This is a genomic window from uncultured Streptomyces sp., assembly GCF_947488945.1.
Lineage (GTDB): Bacteria > Actinomycetota > Actinomycetes > Streptomycetales > Streptomycetaceae > Streptomyces.
This window is the reverse complement of record NZ_CANLBS010000022.1, coordinates 52,885-74,442: the sequence shown is the minus strand read 5'-3', so window position 1 is coordinate 74,442 and position 21,558 is coordinate 52,885. Positions and strand designations below refer to the sequence as shown.

At 71.4% G+C, this 21,558-nt stretch carries 15 protein-coding genes and 1 pseudogene; 10 read left to right on the top strand and 6 right to left on the bottom strand.

Features of this window, described 5'->3' with window-relative positions; genetic code table 11:
- The first annotated feature begins 25 nt into the window (after nt 1–25).
- The 6 genes from kdpB to Q0994_RS28010 all read left to right on the top strand — a co-directional run bounded on the left by kdpB (nt 26) and on the right by Q0994_RS28010 (nt 7,631).
- Complete coding sequence (gene kdpB, locus Q0994_RS28035; protein ID WP_299540007.1) at nt 26–2,128, top strand: potassium-transporting ATPase subunit KdpB; 2,103 nt, start codon at nt 26–28, stop codon at nt 2,126–2,128.
- A 6-nt stretch (nt 2,129–2,134) separates the two neighbouring features.
- Nucleotides 2,135–2,803, top strand: a complete 669-nt coding sequence (locus tag Q0994_RS28030) for a potassium-transporting ATPase subunit C (RefSeq protein ID WP_299539834.1) — start codon at nt 2,135–2,137, stop codon at nt 2,801–2,803.
- A 203-nt stretch (nt 2,804–3,006) separates the two neighbouring features.
- Complete coding sequence (locus Q0994_RS28025) at nt 3,007–5,550, top strand: ATP-binding protein (protein WP_299539832.1); 2,544 nt, start codon at nt 3,007–3,009, stop codon at nt 5,548–5,550.
- Between the two features lie 103 nt (nt 5,551–5,653).
- Nucleotides 5,654–6,346 carry a response regulator gene (locus Q0994_RS28020; RefSeq protein WP_299539830.1) on the top strand — a complete coding sequence of 231 codons (693 nt, stop codon included), beginning with the start codon at nt 5,654–5,656 and terminating at the stop codon, nt 6,344–6,346.
- A 76-nt stretch (nt 6,347–6,422) separates the two neighbouring features.
- A complete protein-coding gene (locus Q0994_RS28015) occupies nt 6,423–6,839 on the top strand; it encodes an OB-fold nucleic acid binding domain-containing protein (protein ID WP_299539827.1) in 417 nt (138 codons plus the stop codon).
- A gap of 3 nt (nt 6,840–6,842) precedes the next feature.
- A complete protein-coding gene (locus Q0994_RS28010) occupies nt 6,843–7,631 on the top strand; it encodes a DUF3159 domain-containing protein (RefSeq protein WP_299539825.1) in 789 nt (262 codons plus the stop codon).
- A gap of 117 nt (nt 7,632–7,748) precedes the next feature.
- Here Q0994_RS28010 and Q0994_RS28005 read toward each other — a convergent pair whose 3' ends face one another.
- Together Q0994_RS28005 and Q0994_RS28000 are read right to left on the bottom strand one after the other, a co-directional pair.
- A complete protein-coding gene (locus tag Q0994_RS28005) occupies nt 7,749–8,429 on the bottom strand; it encodes a TrkA family potassium uptake protein (RefSeq protein ID WP_299539824.1) in 681 nt (226 codons plus the stop codon).
- Nucleotides 8,429–9,097: a TrkA family potassium uptake protein gene (locus Q0994_RS28000; RefSeq protein WP_299539822.1), complete on the bottom strand. Its 669-nt coding sequence runs from the start codon at nt 9,095–9,097 to the stop codon at nt 8,429–8,431. The genes Q0994_RS28005 and Q0994_RS28000 overlap by 1 nt, the downstream gene beginning before the upstream one ends.
- 454 nt (nt 9,098–9,551) lie before the next feature.
- Here Q0994_RS28000 and Q0994_RS27995 point away from each other — a divergent pair, with 454 nt between their 5' ends.
- Together Q0994_RS27995 and Q0994_RS27990 are read left to right on the top strand one after the other, a co-directional pair.
- Nucleotides 9,552–11,618, top strand: a complete 2,067-nt coding sequence (locus tag Q0994_RS27995) for an APC family permease (RefSeq protein ID WP_299539820.1) — start codon at nt 9,552–9,554, stop codon at nt 11,616–11,618.
- A gap of 495 nt (nt 11,619–12,113) precedes the next feature.
- A complete protein-coding gene (locus Q0994_RS27990) occupies nt 12,114–13,475 on the top strand; it encodes a class I SAM-dependent RNA methyltransferase (RefSeq protein WP_299539818.1) in 1,362 nt (453 codons plus the stop codon).
- Nucleotides 13,476–13,554: 79 nt separating this feature from the next.
- Here Q0994_RS27990 and Q0994_RS27985 read toward each other — a convergent pair.
- Nucleotides 13,555–13,965 (bottom strand): annotated as a pseudogene (locus tag Q0994_RS27985) (ATP-binding cassette domain-containing protein); the annotation flags it as partial.
- A gap of 242 nt (nt 13,966–14,207) precedes the next feature.
- On the opposite strand from Q0994_RS27985, the gene Q0994_RS27980 reads away from it, so the two are divergent.
- Nucleotides 14,208–14,369: a hypothetical protein gene (locus tag Q0994_RS27980; RefSeq protein WP_299539815.1), complete on the top strand. Its 162-nt coding sequence runs from the start codon at nt 14,208–14,210 to the stop codon at nt 14,367–14,369.
- 435 nt (nt 14,370–14,804) lie between these two features.
- Here Q0994_RS27980 and Q0994_RS27975 read toward each other — a convergent pair whose 3' ends face one another.
- Nucleotides 14,805–16,244, bottom strand: a complete 1,440-nt coding sequence (locus Q0994_RS27975; protein WP_299539813.1) for an endo-1,4-beta-xylanase — start codon at nt 16,242–16,244, stop codon at nt 14,805–14,807.
- A 1,008-nt stretch (nt 16,245–17,252) separates the two neighbouring features.
- Between Q0994_RS27975 and Q0994_RS27970 the strand changes: the two genes are divergently transcribed.
- Nucleotides 17,253–18,674 (top strand): non-reducing end alpha-L-arabinofuranosidase family hydrolase, encoded by a 1,422-nt coding sequence (locus tag Q0994_RS27970; RefSeq protein ID WP_299539812.1) that lies wholly within the window; start codon nt 17,253–17,255, stop codon nt 18,672–18,674.
- Nucleotides 18,675–18,795: 121 nt separating this feature from the next.
- Here Q0994_RS27970 and Q0994_RS27965 read toward each other — a convergent pair whose 3' ends face one another.
- Together Q0994_RS27965 and Q0994_RS27960 are read right to left on the bottom strand one after the other, a co-directional pair.
- On the bottom strand, nt 18,796–20,073 hold the full coding sequence (locus Q0994_RS27965; protein ID WP_299539810.1) for a hypothetical protein: 1,278 nt from the start codon (nt 20,071–20,073) through the stop codon (nt 18,796–18,798).
- A gap of 38 nt (nt 20,074–20,111) precedes the next feature.
- The gene (locus Q0994_RS27960) at nt 20,112–21,215 is read right to left on the bottom strand and encodes a hypothetical protein (RefSeq protein ID WP_299540005.1); all 1,104 of its coding nucleotides are present in this window, start codon (nt 21,213–21,215) and stop codon (nt 20,112–20,114) included.
- Nucleotides 21,216–21,558: the final 343 nt, after the last annotated feature.

Below are 21,558 nucleotides of genomic sequence, written 5' to 3'. Positions count from 1 at the left end.
CGCACGCACGGAACACGAGGAACCGATGTCCACCGCCGCACCGGCCCATGCGCCGCACCAGGGCGACCCGCAGGGACCGGGGCCCGCCGGGCGGGTCGGGGGAGGCTTCTTCGATCCGGGGCAGCTCCTCACCTCCCTCCCGGAGGCGCTGCGCAAGCTCGACCCCCGCGTGATGGTGAAGAGCCCGGTGATGTTCGTGGTGCTGGTCGGCTCGGTCTTCACCACCGTGCTCGCCGTGCTCGACCCCACCGACGGCTTCGGGTGGGCCATCGCCGGCTGGCTCTGGCTGACCACGATCTTCGCCAACCTCGCCGAGGCGGTGGCCGAGGGCCGCGGCAAGGCGCAGGCCGACACCCTGCGCAAGGCCAAGACCGACACCGTGGCCCGCCGGCTCGTCGACGGCCGCGAGGAACGGGTCCCCGGCACCGACCTGCGCGTCGGCGACCGGGTGGTCTGCGAGGCCGGCGACACCGTGCCCGGCGACGGGGACGTCGTCGAAGGCGTCGCCAGCGTCGACGAGTCCGCCATCACCGGCGAGTCCGCACCCGTCATCCGGGAGTCCGGCGGCGACCGCAGTGCCGTCACCGGCGGCACCAAGGTGCTCTCCGACCGGATCGTCGTCGCCATCACCACCAAACCCGGCGAGACCTTCATCGACCGCATGATCAACCTGGTCGAGGGCGCCGCCCGGCAGAAGACGCCGAACGAGATCGCGCTCAACATCCTGCTCGCCTCGCTCACCGTCGTCTTCCTGCTCGTCGTCGTCACGCTCCAGCCGTTCGCCGTCCACGCCGGCCAGAAGCAGTCGATGATCGTCCTGGTGGCGCTCCTGGTCTGCCTCATCCCCACCACCATCGGGGCGCTGCTCTCCGCCATCGGCATCGCCGGCATGGACCGGCTGGTGCAGCGCAACGTGCTCGCCCTGTCCGGCCGGGCCGTCGAGGCCGCCGGAGACGTCTCCACCCTGCTCCTCGACAAGACCGGCACCATCACCCTCGGCAACCGGCAGGCCGCCGCGTTCCTGCCCGTCCCCGGAGTGTCCGAGGCCGAACTCGCGGACGCCGCCCAGCTCTCCTCGCTGGCCGACGAGACCCCCGAGGGCCGCTCCGTCGTCACCCTCGCCCGCGAGCGGTACGGACTGCGCCGGCAGGACGCCGCCGCAGACGCCCCCCGGGGCGCCACCTGGGTCGCCTTCACCGCCCAGACCCGGATGTCCGGCGTCGACGTGGACGGCCGCGCCGTACGCAAGGGCGCGACCGGCTCCGTGCTCGCCTGGGTCGAGCGGCGCGGCGGCCGGGCCTCGGAAGACGCCCGGCGGCTCACCGACCGGATCGCCGAAGGCGGCGGCACCCCGCTGCTGGTCGCCGTGGACGACGCCGACGGCGCCCGCGTGCTCGGCGTCGTCCACCTGAAGGACGTCGTCAAGGAGGGCATGCGGGAGCGGTTCGACGAGCTGCGCCGGATGGGCATCCGGACCGTGATGATCACCGGCGACAACCCGCTCACCGCCAAGGCCATCGCGCAGGAGGCGGGCGTCGACGACTTCCTCGCCGAGGCCACCCCCGAGGACAAGATGGCCCTCATCGTGCGGGAGCAGTCGGGCGGCAAGCTCGTCGCCATGACCGGCGACGGCACCAACGACGCCCCCGCGCTCGCCAAGGCGGACGTCGGCGTCGCCATGAACACCGGCACCTCGGCCGCCAAGGAGGCCGGGAACATGGTGGACCTGGACTCCGACCCCACCAAACTCATCGAGATCGTCGCGATCGGCAAGCAGTTGCTGATCACCCGGGGAGCCCTCACCACGTTCTCCCTCGCCAACGACGTCGCGAAGTACTTCGCGATCATCCCGGCCATGTTCGCGGCCCTCTACCCGGGCCTGGACAAGCTGAACATCATGCGGCTCGACTCCCCGGAGTCGGCGATCCTGTCCGCCGTCGTCTTCAACGCCCTGATCATCGTGGCGCTGGTGCCGCTCGCCCTGCGCGGCGTCCGCTACCGCCCCGCGTCCGCCGACCGCATGCTCCGGCGCAACCTCGGGATCTACGGCCTCGGCGGCCTCGTCGCCCCCTTCGCCGGCATCAAGATCATCGACCTGATCGTCTCCCTCATCCCCGGAATCGGCTGATCCGCCATGAACACATCCGTGACCTCCACCGTCCGGCAGCTCGGCGCCGGACTCCGGGCCCTGATGGTCCTCACCGTGCTGTGCGGCGTGATCTACCCGCTCGCCGTCACCGGCGTGGCGCAGGGGCTCTTCCCCGGCCGGGCCGACGGCTCCGAGATCACCAGCGGGGGGAAGTCCGTCGGCTCCTCCCTGATCGGCCAGCGCTACGACCTGCCGCCGAAGGACGGCCAGGAGACACCCGGCCCCGACCTCAGGTGGTTCCAGCCGCGTCCCTCCGACGGACTCGGCGCCAACAGCGTCAACACCGAGTACGAGCTCATCCTCTCCGGAGCCACCAACCGCTCCGGGGACAACCAGGAGCTGATCGACCAGGTGACCGACGCCAAGGCCGCCGTCGTCGCGGACAACTCCGTGCCCGGCCACCCGGTCGACCCCGACGACGTGCCGGCCGACGCCGTCACCTCCTCCGGCTCCGGCCTGGACCCGGCGATCTCGCCCGCGTACGCCGGCCTCCAGGTCCGCCGGGTCGCCGAGCGCAACCACCTCCCCGTCGACCGGGTCCGCGAACTGGTCCGGGAGCACACCGACGGCCGGATCCTCGGCTTCATGGGGGAGCCGACCGTCAACGTCCTCCGGCTCAACCTCGCCCTGCGCGACCTCGTGGACGGCGCCTGACACCGTGCCCGGGCGACCGTCCCCGCGCGGCGCCCGGACACGGACCCGATGCCGCCCGGCACCCACGTGCCGGGCGGCATCAGGGTTCCGTCAAGACGGGTCCCCGGGGCGACCCGCCGTCCCGGATGTCCCCAATCGTGGGAGTAACGTCGGGACCGGCTGCCGCACCGGCCGCAGCCGTCGGAGAAGAAGACAATGGGGCCATGGCACGCGGCAAGCTTCGTATCTACCTGGGCGCGGCGCCCGGCGTCGGCAAGACGTACGCGATGCTCTCCGAGGCCCACCGCAGGGTCGAGCGGGGCACCGACTGCGTCGTCGCCTTCGTGGAGCACCACGACCGGCCCCGCACCGAGGTGATGCTGCACGGCCTCGAACAGATCCGCCGCGCCGAGATCGAGTACCGCACCGCCGTCTTCACCGAGATGGACGTGGACGCCGTCCTGGAACGGGCCCCCGCCGTCGCCCTCGTCGACGAGCTCGCCCACACCAACGTGCCGGGCTCCCGCAACGCCAAGCGCTGGCAGGACGTCGAGGAACTCCTCGCCGCCGGCATCGACGTGGTCTCCACCGTCAACATCCAGCACCTGGAATCACTCGGCGACGTGGTGGAGTCCATAACCGGCGTACGCCAGCGCGAGACCGTGCCCGACGAGGTGGTCCGGCGCGCCGACCAGATCGAACTGGTCGACATGTCGCCCCAGGCGCTCCGCCGCCGCATGGCCCACGGCAACATCTACAAGCCCGACAAGATGGACGCCGCCCTCTCCAACTACTTCCGCCCCGGCAACCTCACCGCACTGCGCGAACTGGCGCTGCTCTGGGTCGCCGACCGGGTCGACGAATACCTTCAGCAGTACCGCGGCGAGCACAACATCCGCACCACCTGGCAGGCACGCGAACGGATCGTCGTCGGCCTCACCGGCGGCCCCGAGGGACGCACCCTCATCCGCCGCGCCGCCCGGGTCGCCGCGAAGGGCTCCGGCAGCGAGATCCTCGCCGTCTACATCGCCCGCAGCGACGGACTGACCTCGGCCTCGCCGAAGGAGCTGACCGTCCAGCGCACCCTCGTCGAAGACCTCGGCGGCACCTTCCACCACGTCATCGGCGACGACATACCCTCGGCCCTCCTCGCGTTCGCCCGCGGCGTCAACGCCACCCAGATCGTCCTCGGCTCCAGCCGCCGCAAGGCCTGGCAGTACGTCTACGGGCCCGGCGTCGGCGCCACCGTCGCCCGCGACTCCGGCCCCGACCTCGACGTCCACATCGTCACCCACGAGGAGGTCGCCAAGGGGCGCGGCCTGCCGCTGTCCGGCGGCGCCCGGCTCGGACGCAACCGCATCATCTGGGGCTGGCTCGTCGGCGTCGCCGGCCCCGTGCTGCTCTCCGTACTGCTGCGCAGCCTGGAGAACGGACCCGGCCTCGCCAACGACGTCCTGCTCTTCCTCTTCCTCACCGTCGCCGCGGCCCTCACCGGCGGGCTGCTGCCCGCGCTCGCCTCGGCCGCCGCAGGATCCTTCCTGCTGAACTACTGGTTCACCCCGCCCACCCACACCCTGACCGTCCAGGACCCCGAGAACATCGTCGCCATCGTGATCTTCTTCGCGGTGGCCGTCGCGGTCGCCTCCGTGGTCGACCTCGCGGCCCGGCGCACCCACCAGGCCGCCCGGCTGCGCGCCGAGTCGGAGATCCTCTCCTTCCTCGCCGGCAGCGTGCTGCGCGGCGAGACGACCCTCGACGCCCTCCTGGAACGGGTCCGCGAGACGTTCGCCATGGAATCGGTCGCCCTGCTGGAGCGGCAGAGCGACGTCGCGCCCTGGACCCGCGCCGGTGCGGTCGGGCCCGCCCCCGCCGACCGGCCCGACGACGCCGACGTGGACATGCCGGTCGGCGACCACATGGCGCTCGCCCTGTCCGGCCGGGTGCTGCCCGCCGAGGACCGCCGGGTGCTCGGCGCCTTCGCCGCCCAGGCCGCGGTCGTGCTGGACCGCCAGCGGCTCGTCGGCGAGGCCGAGAAGGCCCGCAGGCTCGCCGAGGGCAACCGCATCAGGACCGCGCTGCTCGCCGCCGTCAGCCACGACCTGCGCACCCCCCTCGCCGCCATCAAGGCCGCCGTCAGCTCGCTGCGCTCCACCGACGTCGCCTGGTCCGACGAGGACGAGGCCGAACTCCTCGAGGGGATCGAGAACGGCGCCGACCGGCTCGACAACCTCGTCGGCAACCTCCTCGACATGTCCCGCCTCCAGACCGGCACCGTCACCCCGCTGATCCGCGAGATCGACCTGGACGAGGTGGTGCCGATGGCGCTCGGAGGCGTACCGGAGGACAGCGTCGACCTGGACATCCCCGAGACGCTGCCGATGGTCGCCGTCGACCCCGGCCTGCTGGAGCGCACCGTCGCCAACATCGTGGAGAACGCCGTCAAGTACAGCCCCGAGGAAGCCCGCGTCACCGTCGCCGCCAGCGCCCTCGGCGGACGTGTCGAACTCCGCGTCTCCGACCGGGGCCCCGGCGTGCCCGACGACAGCAAGGAACGGATCTTCGAACCCTTCCAGCGCTACGGCGACGCCCCGCGCGGCGCCGGAGTCGGCCTCGGCCTCGCGGTGGCCCGCGGCTTCGCGGAGGCCATGAACGGCACCCTCGACGCCGAGGACACCCCCGGCGGCGGCATGACCATGGTCCTCACCCTCCGGGCCGCGCCGGGACACCTCCCCCCGGCCCCGGATCTCTCCGACCGGGCCCTCACATGACCGCCGCGCCCGGCCCCTGTGGCGGGCCGGACCCGCGCGTCACGCGCCCGACATCTCCGTGCAGCACACTCGCTCCCTACAGCAGCAGAAAGGCAGGTCCGCGATGACCCGGGTGCTTGTGGTCGACGACGAGCCGCAGATCGTACGCGCCCTCGTGATCAACCTGAAGGCGCGCAAGTACGAGGTGGACGCCGCGCCCGACGGAGCGACCGCCCTCCAGCTCGCCGCAGCCCGCCACCCCGACGTGGTCGTCCTCGACCTCGGCCTGCCGGACATGGACGGCGTCGAGGTCATCAGGGGGCTGCGCGGCTGGACACGGGTCCCGATCCTGGTCCTCTCCGCCCGCCACACCTCCGACGAGAAGGTCGAGGCGCTCGACGCCGGCGCCGACGACTACGTCACCAAGCCCTTCGGGATGGACGAGCTGCTGGCCCGGCTCCGCGCCTCCGTACGCCGCGCCGAGCCCGTCGGGCAGGACGGCGCCGACGACGTCGTCGTGGTCGAGACCGAGGGGTTCACCGTCGACCTCGCCGCCAAGAAGGTCCACCGCGCCGGCCGTGACGTCCGGCTCACCCCGACCGAGTGGCACCTGCTGGAGGTCCTGGTCCGCAACAGCGGCCGCCTGGTCAGCCAGAAGCAGCTCCTCCAGGAGGTCTGGGGACCCTCGTACGGCACCGAGACCAACTACCTGCGCGTCTACATGGCCCAGCTCCGACGCAAGCTGGAGGCCGACCCCTCGCACCCCCGCCACTTCGTCACCGAACCCGGCATGGGGTACCGCTTCGAGCGCGGCTGACCCCGCCCCGCGTCCCCCGTCCGGGTGGAGTTCGGCCGGACCCTCCGGCGCCGCCGACGGGCGGTACCCTTCGGTTATGAGCGCTGTTTCCCGATCCCACGAAGCAGAGAAGGCAGGCCGGTCCTCCGGCAGGTTCCGCCGCATGCTCGACCGGCTGTCCAGCTCCCAGGAGGAACTCGACACCGAGGAGCTGCGCGAGGACGCGCACGCCTCCGGGTGCACGCGCATCGCCGAGTGCTCGGACCGCCAGATCGTGAAGGTTGCTGGTACGTTGCGGACCGTCACCCTGCGTCCGCGCGCGGGCGTGCCCGCCTTGGAGGCGGAGCTCTTCGACGGCACCGCGCCGCTGGACGTGGTCTGGCTCGGCCGGCGCTCGATCGTCGGCATCGAGCCCGGACGCAAGCTCATCGCCTCGGGCCGCCTCTCCATGAGTCACGGGCGCCGGGTGCTGTTCAACCCCAAATACGAACTGCGACCGCTCGGCAAGGAGTAGCCGGTGACGTCTCACGACAAGCCGACGTCCGACACGGACGAGCCCCACCGCACCGCACCCCAGCACGCCGCCGACAGGGCGGTCACCGAAGCCGCGCTCTTCGAGGCGTTCGGCGGGGTCCGGGGCATGGTGGAGACAGTCCTGCCCGGGCTGCTCTTCGTCACGATCTTCACCATCAACAAGGACCTGAAGTCCTCGGCCATCGCCGCCCTGGCGATCTCGCTGGTCCTCGTCGTCGTCCGGCTGGTCCGCAAGGACACCGTCAAGCACGCCTTCAGCGGCGTCTTCGGCGTCGCCTTCGGCGTGGTCTTCGCCATGATGACGGGCAACGCCAAGGACTTCTACCTCCCGGGCATGCTCTACACGCTCGGCCTGGCCCTCGCCTACCTGGTCACCACCCTCGCGGGCGTCCCCCTGCTCGGCCTGATCCTCGGCCCGGTCTTCAAGGAGAACCTCTCCTGGCGCACCCGGAACCCCGGCCGCAAGAAGGCGTACGCCAGGGCCAGCTACGCCTGGGGTCTGATCCTGCTCGCCAAGTGCGCGATCCTCTTCCCGCTCTACTGGTGGGCCGACACCGCCCAGCTCGGCTGGGTCCTGGTCGCGCTGAAGATTCCGCCCTTCCTGCTCGCGGTCTGGCTGACCTGGATCTTCCTCGCCAAGGCGCCGCCGCCCATCGACGTCTTCGCCGAGATGGAAGCGGAGGAGGAGGCCGAGAAGGAGGCGGAGCGGGCCCGCAAGGCCGCCGCCACCGTGCCCGACACGCCGGCCGACACCGGCCGCGACGGGTTCTGAACCGGCGGACGCCGCACGTACGAGGGGCCCGGCCGGTGGAAGCGATTCCACCGGCCGGGCCCCTCACACGTCACGCCGCCCTCCGTCGCCGTACCCCGTACGGCGACGGTGGGGGCGTCACTCGTCCGCGGTCTCCCCGCTGCGCACCGACAGCAGGTCCTCCAACTGCTCCTCGCGGGCCTGCGCGGCCACGAAGAGCAGCTCGTCGCCGGCCTCCAGCGTCTCCTCGGAGTTCGGCGTCAGCACCCGCGTGCCGCGGATGATGGTGACCAGCGAGGTGTCCTCGGGCCACTCCACCTCGCCGACCTGCGTGCCCGCCAGCGCCGACTCCGGCGGCAGGGTGAGCTCGACCAGGTTGGCGTCGCCGTGGCTGAAGCGCAGCAGCCGGACCAGGTCACCGACGCTCACCGCCTCCTCCACCAGCGCCGACATCAGCCGCGGCGTGGAGACCGCGACGTCGACGCCCCAGGACTCGTTGAACAGCCACTCGTTCTTCGGGTTGTTGACGCGGGCCACCACCCGCGGCACCCCGTACTCCGTCTTGGCCAGCAGCGAGACCACCAGGTTGACCTTGTCGTCACCCGTCGCCGCGATCACGACGTTGCACCGCTGCAGCGCCGCCTCGTCGAGCGACGTGATCTCGCACGCGTCGGCCAGCAGCCACTCGGCCATCGGCACCCGCTCCACCGAGATGGCGGTGGGCGCCTTGTCGATGAGCAGCACCTCGTGCCCGTTCTCCAGCAGCTCGGCCGCGATGGAACGGCCCACCGCGCCGGCACCGGCAATCGCCACACGCATCAGTGACCGCCCTCCTCGGGGCCCTCGGCGAAGGCCGCCTCGACCTTCTCGACCTCGTCCGTGCGCATCATCACGTGGACGAGGTCGCCCTCCTGCAACACCGTCTGCGAGCTGGGCAGGATCGCCTCGCCCAGACGGGTGAGGAAGGCGACGCGGACGCCGGTCTCCTCCTGCAACGTGCTGATCTTGTGGCCGATCCAGCCCGGTGTGGTGTGCACCTCCGCGAGCTGCACCCCGCCGCTCGGGTCCCGCCACAGCGGCTCGGCCCCGGACGGCAGCAGACGCCGCAGCATCTGGTCGGCGGTCCAGCGCACGGTGGCCACGGTCGGGATGCCGAGGCGCTGGTACACCTCGGCCCGCCGCGGGTCGTAGATGCGGGCCGCGACGTTCTCCACGTCGAACATCTCGCGCGCCACCCGGGCCGCGATGATGTTGGAGTTGTCGCCGCTGCTCACCGCGGCGAACGCTCCGGCGTCCTCGATCCCCGCTTCACGGAGGGTGTCCTGGTCGAACCCGACCCCGGTGACCCGACGGCCGCCGAAACCGGAACCGAGCCGGCGGAACGCCGTGGGGTCCTGGTCGATCACGGCGACCGTGTGCCCCTGCTGTTCGAGGGTCTGCGCGAGTGCGGCTCCGACTCGGCCGCAGCCCATGATGACGATGTGCACCTCGTGCCTACCCCGCACTCCTGGTCGTCCGGCTGACCTGCGAAAACACCCTGCTCACACTTCTTCCTCAGCTTGCCGGGCAAACAAACGGGCAACCACCGCAGGTGTTGCCCAGGGGCACGAGCTTAAGCGCCCGCGCCCACGCCGCCCCCACCGAGTCTGCGTCCGACTCAGGGCCACGGGCAAAGCGGGCGGGCGGGGGAGCGGACGGGGCGGGGAGGGGAAAGCGGCGAGGGAGCGGAGGGGGCGGGCGGAAAGCGGGCGGGTGCGGATGCGCGGTGCGCCGACCGTCACCGCGCGACCACACCCGGTCCCCGTCCGGCCCCGGTGCGGCCTTCCCCGTGCAAGGATTTCGTTAAGGATTCAGCGTGTTTCTCCGCTGATCGCAGGAGATTGGGGGTGCGCCGGATCGGCGGCGCGATGAGCGGCCCGGCCAGCGCTTACGATCCTCTGCGTGTCCAAACTGACCGACGTGCCCAAACGGATTCTGATCGGACGGGCGCTGCGCAGCGACAAGCTGGGAGAAACGCTCCTCCCGAAGCGCATCGCCCTGCCCGTCTTCGCATCCGACCCGCTGTCCTCGGTGGCGTACGCACCGGGGGAAGTCCTCCTGGTGCTCTCCATCGCGGGCGTGTCGGCGTACCACTTCAGCCCGTGGATCGCGGTCGCCGTCGTGGTCCTCATGTTCACGGTCGTCGCCTCGTACCGGCAGAACGTCCACGCGTACCCGAGCGGCGGCGGCGACTACGAGGTCGCCACCACCAACCTCGGCCCCCGGGCCGGCCTCACCGTCGCCAGCGCCCTGCTGGTCGACTACGTCCTCACCGTCGCCGTGTCGATCTCCTCCGGCGTCGAGAACCTCGGCTCCGCCATCCCCTTCGTGGTCGAGCACAAGACGACCTGCGCGATCGCCGCCATCGTCCTGCTCACCCTGATGAACCTCCGGGGCGTCAAGGAGTCGGGCAAGCTCTTCGCGATCCCCACCTACCTCTTCGTCGCCGGCGTCTTCATCATGATCGTCTGGGGGGCGTTCCGGGGCCTGGTGCTCGGCGACACCATGCACGCGCCGACCGCCGCCTTCGAGATCAAACCCGAACACCAGGGACTGGCCGGCTTCGCCCTGGTCTTCCTGCTGCTGCGGGCGTTCTCCTCCGGCTGTGCCGCGCTCACCGGCGTCGAGGCGATCAGCAACGGTGTGCCCGCCTTCCGCAAGCCGAAGAGCAAGAACGCCGCCACCACGCTGGCGATGATGGGGCTGCTGGCCGTCACCATGTTCTGCGGCATCATCGGGCTGGCCATGGCCACCAAGGTGAAGATGGCGGAGAACCCGGCCGCCGACCTCATCCACGACGGCTCCCCGGTGGGCGCCGGATTCGTCCAGGACCCGGTGATCTCGCAGGTCGCGGCCGCCGTGTTCGGCGACGGCTCGTTCCTCTTCGTGGTCCTCGCCACCGCCACCGCCCTGGTGCTCTTCCTCGCCGCGAACACCGCGTACAACGGCTTCCCGCTGCTCGGGTCGATCCTCGCCCAGGACCGGTACCTGCCCCGCCAGCTCCACACCCGCGGCGACCGCCTCGCGTTCTCCAACGGCATCGTGCTGCTGGCCGGCGCGGCCATCGCGCTCGTCGCCGTCTACGGCGCCGACTCCACCCGCCTGATCCAGCTCTACATCGTCGGCGTCTTCGTCTCCTTCACCCTGAGCCAGACCGGCATGGTCCGGCACTGGAACCGCCACCTGCGCACCGAGAAGGACACCGCCAAGCGCCGCCACATGATCCGCTCCCGCGCGATCAACACCTTCGGCGCCTTCTTCACCGGCCTCGTCCTGGTCGTGGTGCTGGCCACCAAGTTCACCCACGGCGCCTGGGTCGCACTGCTCGGCATGCTGATCTTCTACGGCACGATGACCGCGATCCGCAAGCACTACGACCGGGTCGCCCGTGAGATCGCCGCCGACGAGACGCCGTCCGACGAGACCGTCCGGCCGTCCCGGGTCCACGCCATCGTGCTCGTCTCCAAGCTCCACCGCCCCACCCTGCGCGCCCTCGCGTACGCCAAGCTCATCCGCACCGACCACCTGGAGGCGCTGTCCATCAGCGTCGACGCCGCGGAGACCAAGGCGCTCCGGGAGGACTGGGAGCGACGCGGCATCAACGTCCCGTTGAAGATCCTCGACTCCCCCTACCGCGAGGTGACCCGCCCGGTCATCGAGTACGTCAAGGGGCTGCGCCGCGAGAGCCCGCGCGACGTGGTGAGCGTCTACATCCCCGAGTACGTCGTCGGGCACTGGTACGAGCACGTCCTGCACAACCAGACCGCGCTGCGCCTCAAGGGCCGGCTGCTCTTCACCCCCGGCGTGATGGTCACCTCGGTGCCCTACCAGCTGGAGTCCTCCGAGGCCGCGAAGAAGCGCGCCAGGCGCGGCGCGAACTGGATCGCACCGGGCTCGGTGCGCCGGGGACCGGTCGAGCGCCGTGGAACGGCCGAGCGCCGGCCGAAGGAGCCGGGGCGCAAGGGCTGAGAGCCGCGGCAGGACGGGGCGGGCCGCGGGCGGCGGGACGGGGCGGGCCGCGGCGGCGGGCGGCGGTCCGGAGCGGCGGTGGTCCGGGAGCGGCGGGCGGCGGGCGGCGGTGGTCCGGATTCCGGATTCCGGGCCTCCGAGGGCTCGGGCCTGACCCGAGCCACCTGACCCGCGCGCCCCGGTGCCCGGCCGGACCCGGCCCCGCCACGGCCCCGGCGCGGTGGGCCCCGCCGGGCCCGGCCTCCGGCGTGGGTGCGGGTGGGCGCCTGCCGGACCTGGCCTCCGGCGTGGGTGCGGGTGGGTGCCTGCCGGGCCCGGCCTCCGGCGTGGTGAGCGGGTGGGTGCCTGCCGGACCCGGCCTCCGGCGTGGTGAGCGGTCCGGCGGAGCGCACGTAGACTGGTGGGCTGCTGTCCCGCAGCCCGCCCGCCGGACCTTCGGCCCTGGCCCCTTCCCTCCGGCTGGCCCTGCCCCCCTGATCCCTGGAGCCTCACCTCATGCAGAACGAATCCAACGCATCCACGTCGTCGTCGGCGCCCACGCCGACGTTGTCGCTGGTCGGGGAGGAGTACGAGGTCGAGGTCGGGCCCGTCGCGCACGGTGGTCACTGCATCGCCCGTACCGACGCGGGCCGGGTCCTGTTCGTCCGGCACACGCTGCCCGGCGAGAAGGTCGTGGCCCGGATCACCGACGGCGACTCCGACTCCCGCTTCCTGCGCGCGGACGCCGTCACCATCCTCGAACCCTCCAAGGACCGGGTCGAGGCGCCGTGCCCGTACGCCGGCCCCGGCCTGTGCGGCGGCTGCGACTGGCAGCACGCCAAGCCGGGCGCGCAGCGGCGGCTCAAGGGCGAGGTGGTCGCCGAGCAGCTCATGCGCCTCGCCGGGCTCACCCCGGAGGACGTCGGCTGGGACGGCACCGTGATGCCGGCCGAGGGCGACAAGCTGCCCGCGGGCGAGGTGCCGGCGTGGCGTACCCGCGTCCAGTACGCCGTCACCGAGGACGGGCGTGCGGGGCTGCGCAAGCACCGCTCGCACGAGGTGCAGCCGATCGACCGCTGCCTCATCGCGGCGCCCGGCGTCTCCGAACTCGGCGTCGAGCAGCGCGAATGGCCCCAGATGGCGGCCGTCGAGGCCATCACCGCCACCGGCTCCAGCGACCGCCAGGTCATCCTCACCCCGAAGCCCGGCGGCCGGCTGCCGCTGGTGGAGCTCGACCGGCCGGTCTCCGTGCTGCGCGTCGACGAGAAGGACGGCGGCGTCCACCGCGTCCATGGCCGCGCCTTCGTCCGCGAGGTCGCCGACGACCGCACGTACCGCGTCGGTTCCGGCGGCTTCTGGCAGGTCCACCCGCAGGCGGCCAACACCCTGGTCCGGGCGGTCATGCAGGGACTGCTGCCCCGCAAGAACGACACCGCCCTCGACCTCTACTGCGGCGTCGGCCTGTTCGCCGGCGCGATCGGCCAGCGCATCGGCGAGAAGGGCGCGGTGCTCGGCATCGAGTCCGGCAAGCGCGCCGTCGAGGACGCCCGCCACAACCTCCAGGACCTCGACCGCGTCCGCATCGAACACGGCAAGGTCGACCAGATCCTCCCGCGCACCGGCATCACCGAGTGCGACCTCATCGTCCTCGACCCGCCCCGCGCCGGCGCCGGCAAGCAGGTCGTCAAGCACCTCTCCGGCCTCGGCGCCCGCAAGATCGCCTACGTCGCCTGCGACCCGGCGGCCCTGGCCCGCGACCTCGCGTACTTCGCGGACGGCGGCTACAAGGTCCGGACCCTGCGGGCGTTCGACCTGTTCCCGATGACCCACCATGTGGAGTGCGTCGCGATCCTTGAGCCTGCCGCGAAGGGCTCTTGACCCAGGGCGGGATGGGCGAGGGCCTCGTGGTAGCGGCTACTCGTCCACGGAGGAGAATTGCAGGTGGCCGTTGAGGCACAGCCGCGTGCGCGATGCCGAAGAGTTGCAACTGCCCCGAGGAGACCTGATGGGGGAACCGCTCGCCCAGCGGGGACAGTCCCAGTCGCTCGATGACCTCTTCTGCGGCTTCGGCGGTCGTCGCGCTGTTGCCGTACCAGGGGGCGGCCACCAGGGTCACCTGCTCGCGCAGTGTCATGTCACGGGCGAACGGGATCGCGTCGACCAAGGAAGCCACGAGGCGTCGGTGCTGCGGCTTGGCCATGTCCGCGGGTTCGCCGCGCACCGAACACGAACCGGCGGTGAGACTCCGGCTGCCCAGGAAGGCCCGCAGGAGCGTCGTCTTCCCCGACCCGTTGCCGCCGGTAAGGCACCAGATTTCGCCCGGCAGCACCGCGAACGAGGTCGGCTCCAGCAGGGTGACGTCGCCCATGGTGACCGTGGCACGCTCGGCAGCGAGGATGGGAGCAGCGGTCACTTCGCCTCCAGAACCACGAGCATCCTTCGTGAGCGTGCAGTGTATGGGTCGCCCGGTCGGCGGTCTGAGTGATCGTCACCATCCGGTCACGGCCCAGGGGATAGGTGACGGTGTGGGCGGTCCCGTCCGCTCGGAGGTACTCGACGGGGTCGGTGCAGTCGAGGAGGGCGGCACCTCCCGGCTTGAGGTGCCGCCCGATGGCACGCAGAAGCTCGATTCTCGTCGTGGCTCTGTGCCAGGAAGAACGTGTTCTTGGACATGGTGACTACGTCGAAAGCGGAATCGAGCTGAAGGCCCCGGAAATCTGCTTCGACCGTGTCGACCTTGCGCTCACCACGCCTGCTCTCCAGCAGGCGTGACCCACGAGAAACCTGCTTGGTTCGCGCTCATCAAGGAGAGCTGCTGCATGGCGTCGAACAGGGCTTTGGGGCCCCGGCTCGCGGGATTCCAGATGACCTGCGTCCACCCCCGTGCGGGACCTTCGGGGTCACGTCGCGCCAAGGGCTCGGCTGAGCGTCGCCCGCCCTGACGTCGCGCACCAGCAGGTGGACGTTCTGCACACCCGGGTTCGGGGCGAAGAACCGCCAACCCGGTATGGGCCAGCCCTCGGTTAACTGGCGAAGATCTTGGTTGTAGGAGTCGGGGGTGTTCTGCAGAACGGTCGAGACCAGGTGCGCCGCGACCACCCCTGCGGCCCCCGTCGGGGCGGGACGTGGCAGTCCGGCCGCTGCCGGAGCCGGTGGGTGCCGGCTCGGGCAGCGGCCGTTCCGTTTTCGCGTTCGTGCGGGGTCCCGTCAGGCGCGGGTCCAGCGCTGGTTGCTGCCGGTCGAGCAGGAGTAGAGCTGGATCAGGGTTCCATTGGCGGTGCCGGCTGCGACGCTGTCGAGGCAGAGGCCGGACTGGACGCCGACGATGGATCCGTCGGAGGCGAGGCGCCATTTCTGGTTGTCGCCTCCCCAGCAGCTGTAGATCTGGACTTTGGCGCCGTTGCCGGTGCCGGCGGCGTCCAGGCATTTGTCGCCGTAGACCCGGAGCTCCCCGGCGGCGGTGTACGTCCACTGCTGATTGGTGGCGTTGTGGCAGTCCCACAGTTGGAGCTGGGTGCCGTCGGTGGTGCTGGCGGCGGGCACGTCCAGGCAGCGGCCCGAGCCGACACCCTTGATCGGTCCGGAACCCGCAGGGGGCGTGGTGGGCGTGGTGGAACCGCCGTTGAGCGCGTTGAGGACGGCGGTGTAGGCGGGCTTCTTGCTGCCGTCGCCGTTGAACAGCAGCGGTGACTGTTCCGATCGCCAGGAGTCGGTGTCGCGCACGCCCCAGACGGTGATGCCGAGGCAGCGCGGGACGGCCAGGCAGTCGTTGGTCACGCTGGCGTAGGTCGAGGCCGGGGCGCCCTGGATGTCGAGTTCGGTGACCGCCACGTCGACGCCGAGCGCGGCGAAGTTCTGCAGGGTGGTCCGGAAGTTGCTGTTGTAGGGGCTGCCGCTGTTGAAGTGCGACTGGAAGCCGACGCAGTCGATCGGAACGCCGCGTTGCTTGAAGTCCCGGACCATGGCGTACATGGCCTGGGTCTTGGCCCAGGTCCAGTCCTCGACGTTGTAGTCGTTGTAGCACAGCTTGGCCGCCGGGTCGGCGGCGCGCGCGGCGCGGAAGGCGACCTCGATCCAGTCATTGCCGCTGCGCTGGAGGTTGGAGTCCCGCCGGGCTCCTGAACTGCCGTCGGCGAAGGCCTCGTTCACGACGTCCCACTGCGCGATCTTGCCCTTGTAGTGGGCCATGACGCCGTTGATGTGGTCGGTCATCGCCTGGCGCAGAGCGCTGCCGCTGAGGCTCTGCATCCAGCCGGGCTGCTGGGAGTGCCAGGCCAGGGTGTGGCCGCGCACCTGCTTGCCGTTCTGCACCGCCCAGTTGTAGACGCGGTCGGCAGCGGTGAAGTTGAACTGGCCCCGCTGCGGTTCGGTGGCGTCGATCTTCATCTCGTTCTCGGCCGTCACCGAGTTGAACTCACGGCTCGCGATCGTCGCGTACGTCGAGTCGCTCAGCTTGCCCGAGGCGACGGCGGTGCCGAAGTAGCGGCCGCTCTGCGCCGCAGCGGCGCCGAGCGTGCTCTCGGCGGCGCCGGCAGGCGGTGCCGCGACGAGTGCGGTGACGGCGCCGAGGACTCCGACGATCAGGGCTAACAGCAGGTCGCGGATCTTTCGGCGGACAAAGGGTCCGGGAAGGGCGTACGAGCCCATGGCTGTGCCTCCAAGGTAGAAATCACGGACGGGCGGACAGACGGACGGTCGGACAGGGCGGACCGGGGCCCGCGCAGTGCGGAGTCGCCGGACACAGCGGTCGTGGGGCGGGGCGATCCTCGGCACGCGGGCACGGCGGTACTCCCTCGCTGCTCAGCCGGGGGCCGCCGCGCGCCGCCGCGTACCTCTCCCACCGGGTGGAGAGCCGGGACGGGTTCGGTGCGACCTCACCGGAATCGGGCTGGTGGGGGTGCGGTGGTGCGCGGATGTGCGGTGCGGATGTGCGGTGCGGATGTGCAGAGCGGTGGTGCGCCGATCTAGCCACGGGGCCGGGTCGTTCGAGCCGGCACGCTCGACGTGTCGAGCCCGTGACCGGTTATTCCGACAGGAATGATTGAGGCAGTGACGTTGTAGCGTCAACACTCCTGACCAAAAAACTTTCTGTCGATCTTTCGAAACTTTCGATATTCCGCTGGGCGGGCATCGGAAGCCTCGGGTAATGGTCGGTGTGCTGGGAATATATCGGCCGGACGGCGTGGGGGCCGTGTCGGGTCAACTTCGTGTCGGCGCATGGCATGGTTCGGCGTTGCTGCTGATGTGTGTCCCGTCCGTCTTTTCGTGTGGGATTCCCGAAAATGTTTCGGCATTACCGGCGATACATGCGAGAGGGGTTGACGCCTTTCGGGAGCTCCCTATCGTGAGAGGCGCTCGACACTTCGACTCTTGTTCGGTAGGGCGAACACGTCGCACCGACCCGGTGTGCGGTACGGAGATGACGGGGCGCGTCGCACGGAGCCGGTGGCGCGGAGGCGCCCCGATGCGTGTCATGCCCTCGTCAAAATAAGTCTTCTGCTCTCTTCGGCCGGCGCCACCCGGAAGTTCGCGGAGGACCGGGGGCCACCAGCGGTACGCCGCAGGTGCTCACGGGCCGCTGCGCACCACACCGCAGTCCCGGCGACCTCTGACGAGGCCGGCCGGATCCGTCCACTCAGGATTGAGGTAGTCCCCATGCACAGAGGAAGTCTCAGCCGCAGGCGTGGGTCCGCGGTGCTCGCCGCCGTGGTCGCGGCCCTCGCCGCGATGGCGGCGATGCTGGTGGCCGCCCCGGCCCAGGCGGCTGCCACCGGCTCCTTGCGCGGCGGCTCGGGCCGGTGCCTGGATGTTCCGGGCGCCGTTCAGACCGACGGCACGTACCTGCAGCTCTACGACTGCTGGAACGGGACCAACCAGCAGTGGACGCTGACGGACGCCAACCAACTGAGCGTGTACGGCAACAAGTGCCTGGACGTTCCGGGCCACGCCACCACGGCCGGTACCCGGGTTCAGATCTGGGGCTGTTCGGGCGGTGCGAACCAGCAGTGGCGGGTGGGGTCCGACGGCACGGTCGTCGGCGTCGAGTCCGGGCTGTGCCTGGAGGCCGCGGGAGCGGGGACGGCCAACGGCACGGCCGTGCAGATGGGGACGTGCAACGGCGGCAGCCACCAGAAGTGGACGGGCCTGCCCGGGACGCCGCCGACGGGAGGCACATGTGCTCTTCCGTCGACGTACCGCTGGACCTCGACGGGTGTGCTGGCGCAGCCGGCGAACGGGTGGGCCGCGGTGAAGGACTTCACCACGGTGACGCACAACGGCAAGCACCTGGTCTACGCGTCGAACGTGTCCGGATCGTCGTACGGTTCGATGATGTTCAGTCCCTTCACGGACTGGCCGAACATGGCTTCCGCCGCCCAGACCGGAATGAACCAGGCCGCGGTCGCACCTACGCTGTTCTACTTCGCGCCGAAGGACATCTGGGTGCTGGCGTACCAGTGGGGTGCGTCGCCCTTCGTCTACCGCACGTCGAGTGACCCCACCAATCCCAACGGCTGGTCCTCTCCGCAGCCGCTGTTCACCGGGAGCATCTCCGGCTCCGACACCGGTCCGATCGACCAGACCCTGATCGCCGACGGCCAGAACATGTACCTGTTCTTCGCCGGTGACAATGGAAGGATCTACCGGGCGAGCATGCCGATCGGGAACTTCCCGGGCAGCTTCGGCTCGTCGTACACGACGGTCATGAGCGACACGAAGGCCAACCTTTTCGAGGGCGTACAGGTCTACAAGGTCCAGGGCCAGACCCAGTACCTCATGATCGTCGAGGCGATGGGCGCGAACGGGCGCTATTTCCGCTCCTTCACGGCCTCCAGCCTGAACGGGGCCTGGACCCCGCAGGCCGCGAGTGAGACCAACCCCTTCGCGGGCAAGGCCAACAGCGGTGCCGTCTGGACCAACGACATCAGCCACGGTGACCTGGTCCGCGACAACCCCGACCAGACCATGACCATCGACCCGTGCAACCTGCGGTTCCTCTACCAGGGCAAGGACCCCAACGCGGGGGGCGAATACAACCGGTTGCCGTGGCGGCCGGGACTCCTCACCCTGCAACGCTGACCCTTCCGACGCCGCCGCGGGCGTGAGCGCTTCGCGGCGGCGTCGGGTGCGCGTGCGTGACGTGGGGCTGCGGGCACAGGCGGTCGAACTGCCCCGGACCCGTGTGCCGGCTTTCTTCCGGTCAGCAGGTCGGGACGCCCGGGAGCCAGGCGTCGGCGACGTCGATGAAGATGTTGGAGAGGTAGCCGCCGTAGTCCGGCAGGTAGGACCAGGCGTCGTTGCTGTGGCCGTCGGCCTGGACGACCCCGCCGTGCACCTGGCACTGCACGCGCACCGTGGTGGGGCCCGCGAGCTGTGCGACGCGGGTGGACGTACTGGTCGCCTGCTGACGGATGTTGACGGCGGTGCCCCAGGTCGGGAAGGACGTGGTCGCGGCGCCGGTGCCGGTCCACAGGTAGGTCACGGTCACATAGCCGTTGTCGTTCAGGCCGACGTTGTAGAAGGTGCCGTCGGCGAGGTCGATGCCGGCCGGGTTGAGCACCCGGCGGCCGAACTCGTCCAACCCGCCGTTGTAGCCGTTCTGGTAGGCCGCCTGTGCCTCGGGCCTGCCCTGCGGCAGGTCCTTGAACGTCTCGCGGACGGAGGACGGGTTCCAGTGGTCGTCGTGGGTGTTCCACGGGCCGACGTCCCACACCGGGGCCGTCTCGCAGCGGGCCGGGCCGCAGACTTTGACCGAGTACTGGCCGCTGCCCTTCGGGGAGAGGCCGCGCCGGGAGGGGAGTGCCACGAAGTGGTCGTTCGGGACGATCACGTGCCCGTTCGCGGTGGTACCGCCGACCAGGCCCTCGCGGGTCGCGTAGACGGTTGCCGTGAAGGCGGCCGCCGCGGCCCTGGCCTGCGGCGCGTCGTCGAGCGAGGCGGTCAGGTCCAGGGCGCGGACGGTCGGCGCGGCGCCGTCGGGCGCGGTGACCAGGGTGATCCGGGTCTGCACCCGGGTGACGGCCCGGGGCAGCTCGGCGGGCGCGCCGGCCCGTGCCTCGCGCCATTCGGTCCACCGGCCCAGACCGTCCTGTCCGCGTACGTCCACGGCGACCTGGGACCCGGCCGGAACGGTGGCGTCCAGGTCGGTGGATATGCGGTCGACCGCCCGGCCGAGTTCGCGTACGGGCAGCAGGGCCGCGCCCTGCCCGCGGGCGGAGCGGGCCGACGCGGGCCCCCGGCCGTGGTCGCGCAGGCGCAGAGTGCCGCCGGTGCGGGCGACGTTGGTCTCCTCGGCCGGGGCGGTCAGGTCCACGTGCCAGCTCACGCTGTCGGGCGGGGCGTCGTCGGGCGAGGCACCGCGGGCGGCCGCCGGGCCGGGGGCGAGCGTGAGGGACGCTGCGGCCAGCAGTGACACGGCGAGGACGGACCCGCGACGTGCGGACGGGGTCGGGGCGTTGGGTCTGTGGGTGCGGTGCACGGTGCGTCTCCTTCTCGGTGGGGGGTGCGGGAAAGGCGCTACGGGCAGGGGGCCACGCCAGGAAGGGTGTTGCCCGGGGAGTCGACGTAGATGTTGGTGATCCAGCCGCCGTACTGGGGCAGGTAGGCCCACCAGTCGTTGACGTACGGCGGGACCGACACCCGGCCGCCCTGCCGCTGGCATCCGACGAGGACGCCCACTCCGGCGGGCAGGGTGGTGAGGGCCGCCGACGAGGTGGTGGGGGCGGCACGGACCCGTACCCCGCTGCCCCAGGTGGTGAACCGGGTGCCGGAGGGGCGGACGGCCCCGGGGACGTCCAGGGAACCGGTGAGTGCGGTGACCCTGTTGTAGGCGGTTCCGTACGACGTGCCGTCGGGGTGCAGGGTCAGGACGGCCACCACCGTCCGGTCGTCGGGCCCGGCGGTGCCGGTGGTGTGCAGTGCCTCGGACGTCAGGTCCAGCGTCGCCGCCGCGGTCCCGGCGGGTGCCGTACGGGGCGCGGACGGGCCGTGCGTGGCGGCCGCGTCGGGCCGTGTCCCCGCCTCGGGCCGTGTCCCCGCGTCGACCGGCGCCCCCGAGGCGGTGCAGCCCCCGGACGTGAAGCCCGACCAGCCCTGCTTGACCGCTCCCGATGAGCCGAACGCGGAGGGGAGCCCGAAGTACTGGTCGAAGCCGTCGGCCCCGCAGCGCGTGGACCGGTGCAGCGCTCCCACGACGAGGGTCCGTACCGGCTCGGGGGCTGCGTCGAGGAGGTAGCGGTAGACCCGGACGGTGTCCAGGGCGGTGGTCGCCGTGTAGCCCCAGAAGCCGGGGTAGCCGGCCGGCGGGGGCGCGGTCCCGGTGAGTCCCAGCCGGGCCGCCATGCGGGTGATCACCTCGCTGCCGCCGCCCGTGGACCAGTAGTGGCTCGCGGCGGCGTCGTCGCTGCTGCTGAGCATCGCGCCGAGCCGGTCCCGGTCGGCCTGCGGCACCTCGTAGGTTGGGCCCCGGTTCCACAGGAAGTCCAGTGCCAGGAGCAGTTTGACCACCGACGCGGAGCGGAAGGGCGCGTCCGCCCGGTACTGCTCGGTGAAGCGGCCGGTGAGCCGGTCGAACACGGCGACTCCGGCCGTGACGTCTGCCGGGATGTCCACGGCGGTCATCCGCTCCGTTCCGTCCGGGGTCCGCCCCGCTCCCGGCTGCACGGCCGGGTGTCCGGCAGGGGGTGCGGAGGGCGAGGACACGAGGGGGGCGGCCGCGACGGGACCGGTGAGCGCGGTGAGCAGCAGACCGAGGAAGGCCGAGACGGTGACGAGCGGGGCGGGTCGACGGGCGGTACGGAGGAGGGGCATGGGATCGGGGGCTCCTTCGGGGCACGGGCGCTCCCGGTCGGCTGCCGGGGGCGCTCTGGCACGTCGTCGCCACGGTGCTGCCGGCCGGGGCATCGCGCAACCCATTCGTTCCTGGTCGAAGGAGAGCGCCCGGCGCTTGTCAGCGGGGCGGGGT

Coding starts and splice junctions, on each gene's coding strand:
- kdpB (WP_299540007.1), top strand. CDS start 26: ATGTCCACCGCCGCACCGGCCCATGCGCCGCACCAGGGCGACCCGCAG.
- Q0994_RS28030 (WP_299539834.1), top strand. CDS start 2,135: ATGAACACATCCGTGACCTCCACCGTCCGGCAGCTCGGCGCCGGACTC.
- Q0994_RS28025 (WP_299539832.1), top strand. CDS start 3,007: ATGGCACGCGGCAAGCTTCGTATCTACCTGGGCGCGGCGCCCGGCGTC.
- Q0994_RS28020 (WP_299539830.1), top strand. CDS start 5,654: ATGACCCGGGTGCTTGTGGTCGACGACGAGCCGCAGATCGTACGCGCC.
- Q0994_RS28015 (WP_299539827.1), top strand. CDS start 6,423: ATGAGCGCTGTTTCCCGATCCCACGAAGCAGAGAAGGCAGGCCGGTCC.
- Q0994_RS28005 (WP_299539824.1), bottom strand. CDS start 8,429: ATGCGTGTGGCGATTGCCGGTGCCGGCGCGGTGGGCCGTTCCATCGCG.
- Q0994_RS27990 (WP_299539818.1), top strand. CDS start 12,114: ATGCAGAACGAATCCAACGCATCCACGTCGTCGTCGGCGCCCACGCCG.
- Q0994_RS27980 (WP_299539815.1), top strand. CDS start 14,208: ATGGCACGCAGAAGCTCGATTCTCGTCGTGGCTCTGTGCCAGGAAGAA.
- Q0994_RS27975 (WP_299539813.1), bottom strand. CDS start 16,244: ATGGGCTCGTACGCCCTTCCCGGACCCTTTGTCCGCCGAAAGATCCGC.
- Q0994_RS27970 (WP_299539812.1), top strand. CDS start 17,253: ATGCACAGAGGAAGTCTCAGCCGCAGGCGTGGGTCCGCGGTGCTCGCC.
- Q0994_RS27960 (WP_299540005.1), bottom strand. CDS start 21,215: ATGACCGCCGTGGACATCCCGGCAGACGTCACGGCCGGAGTCGCCGTG.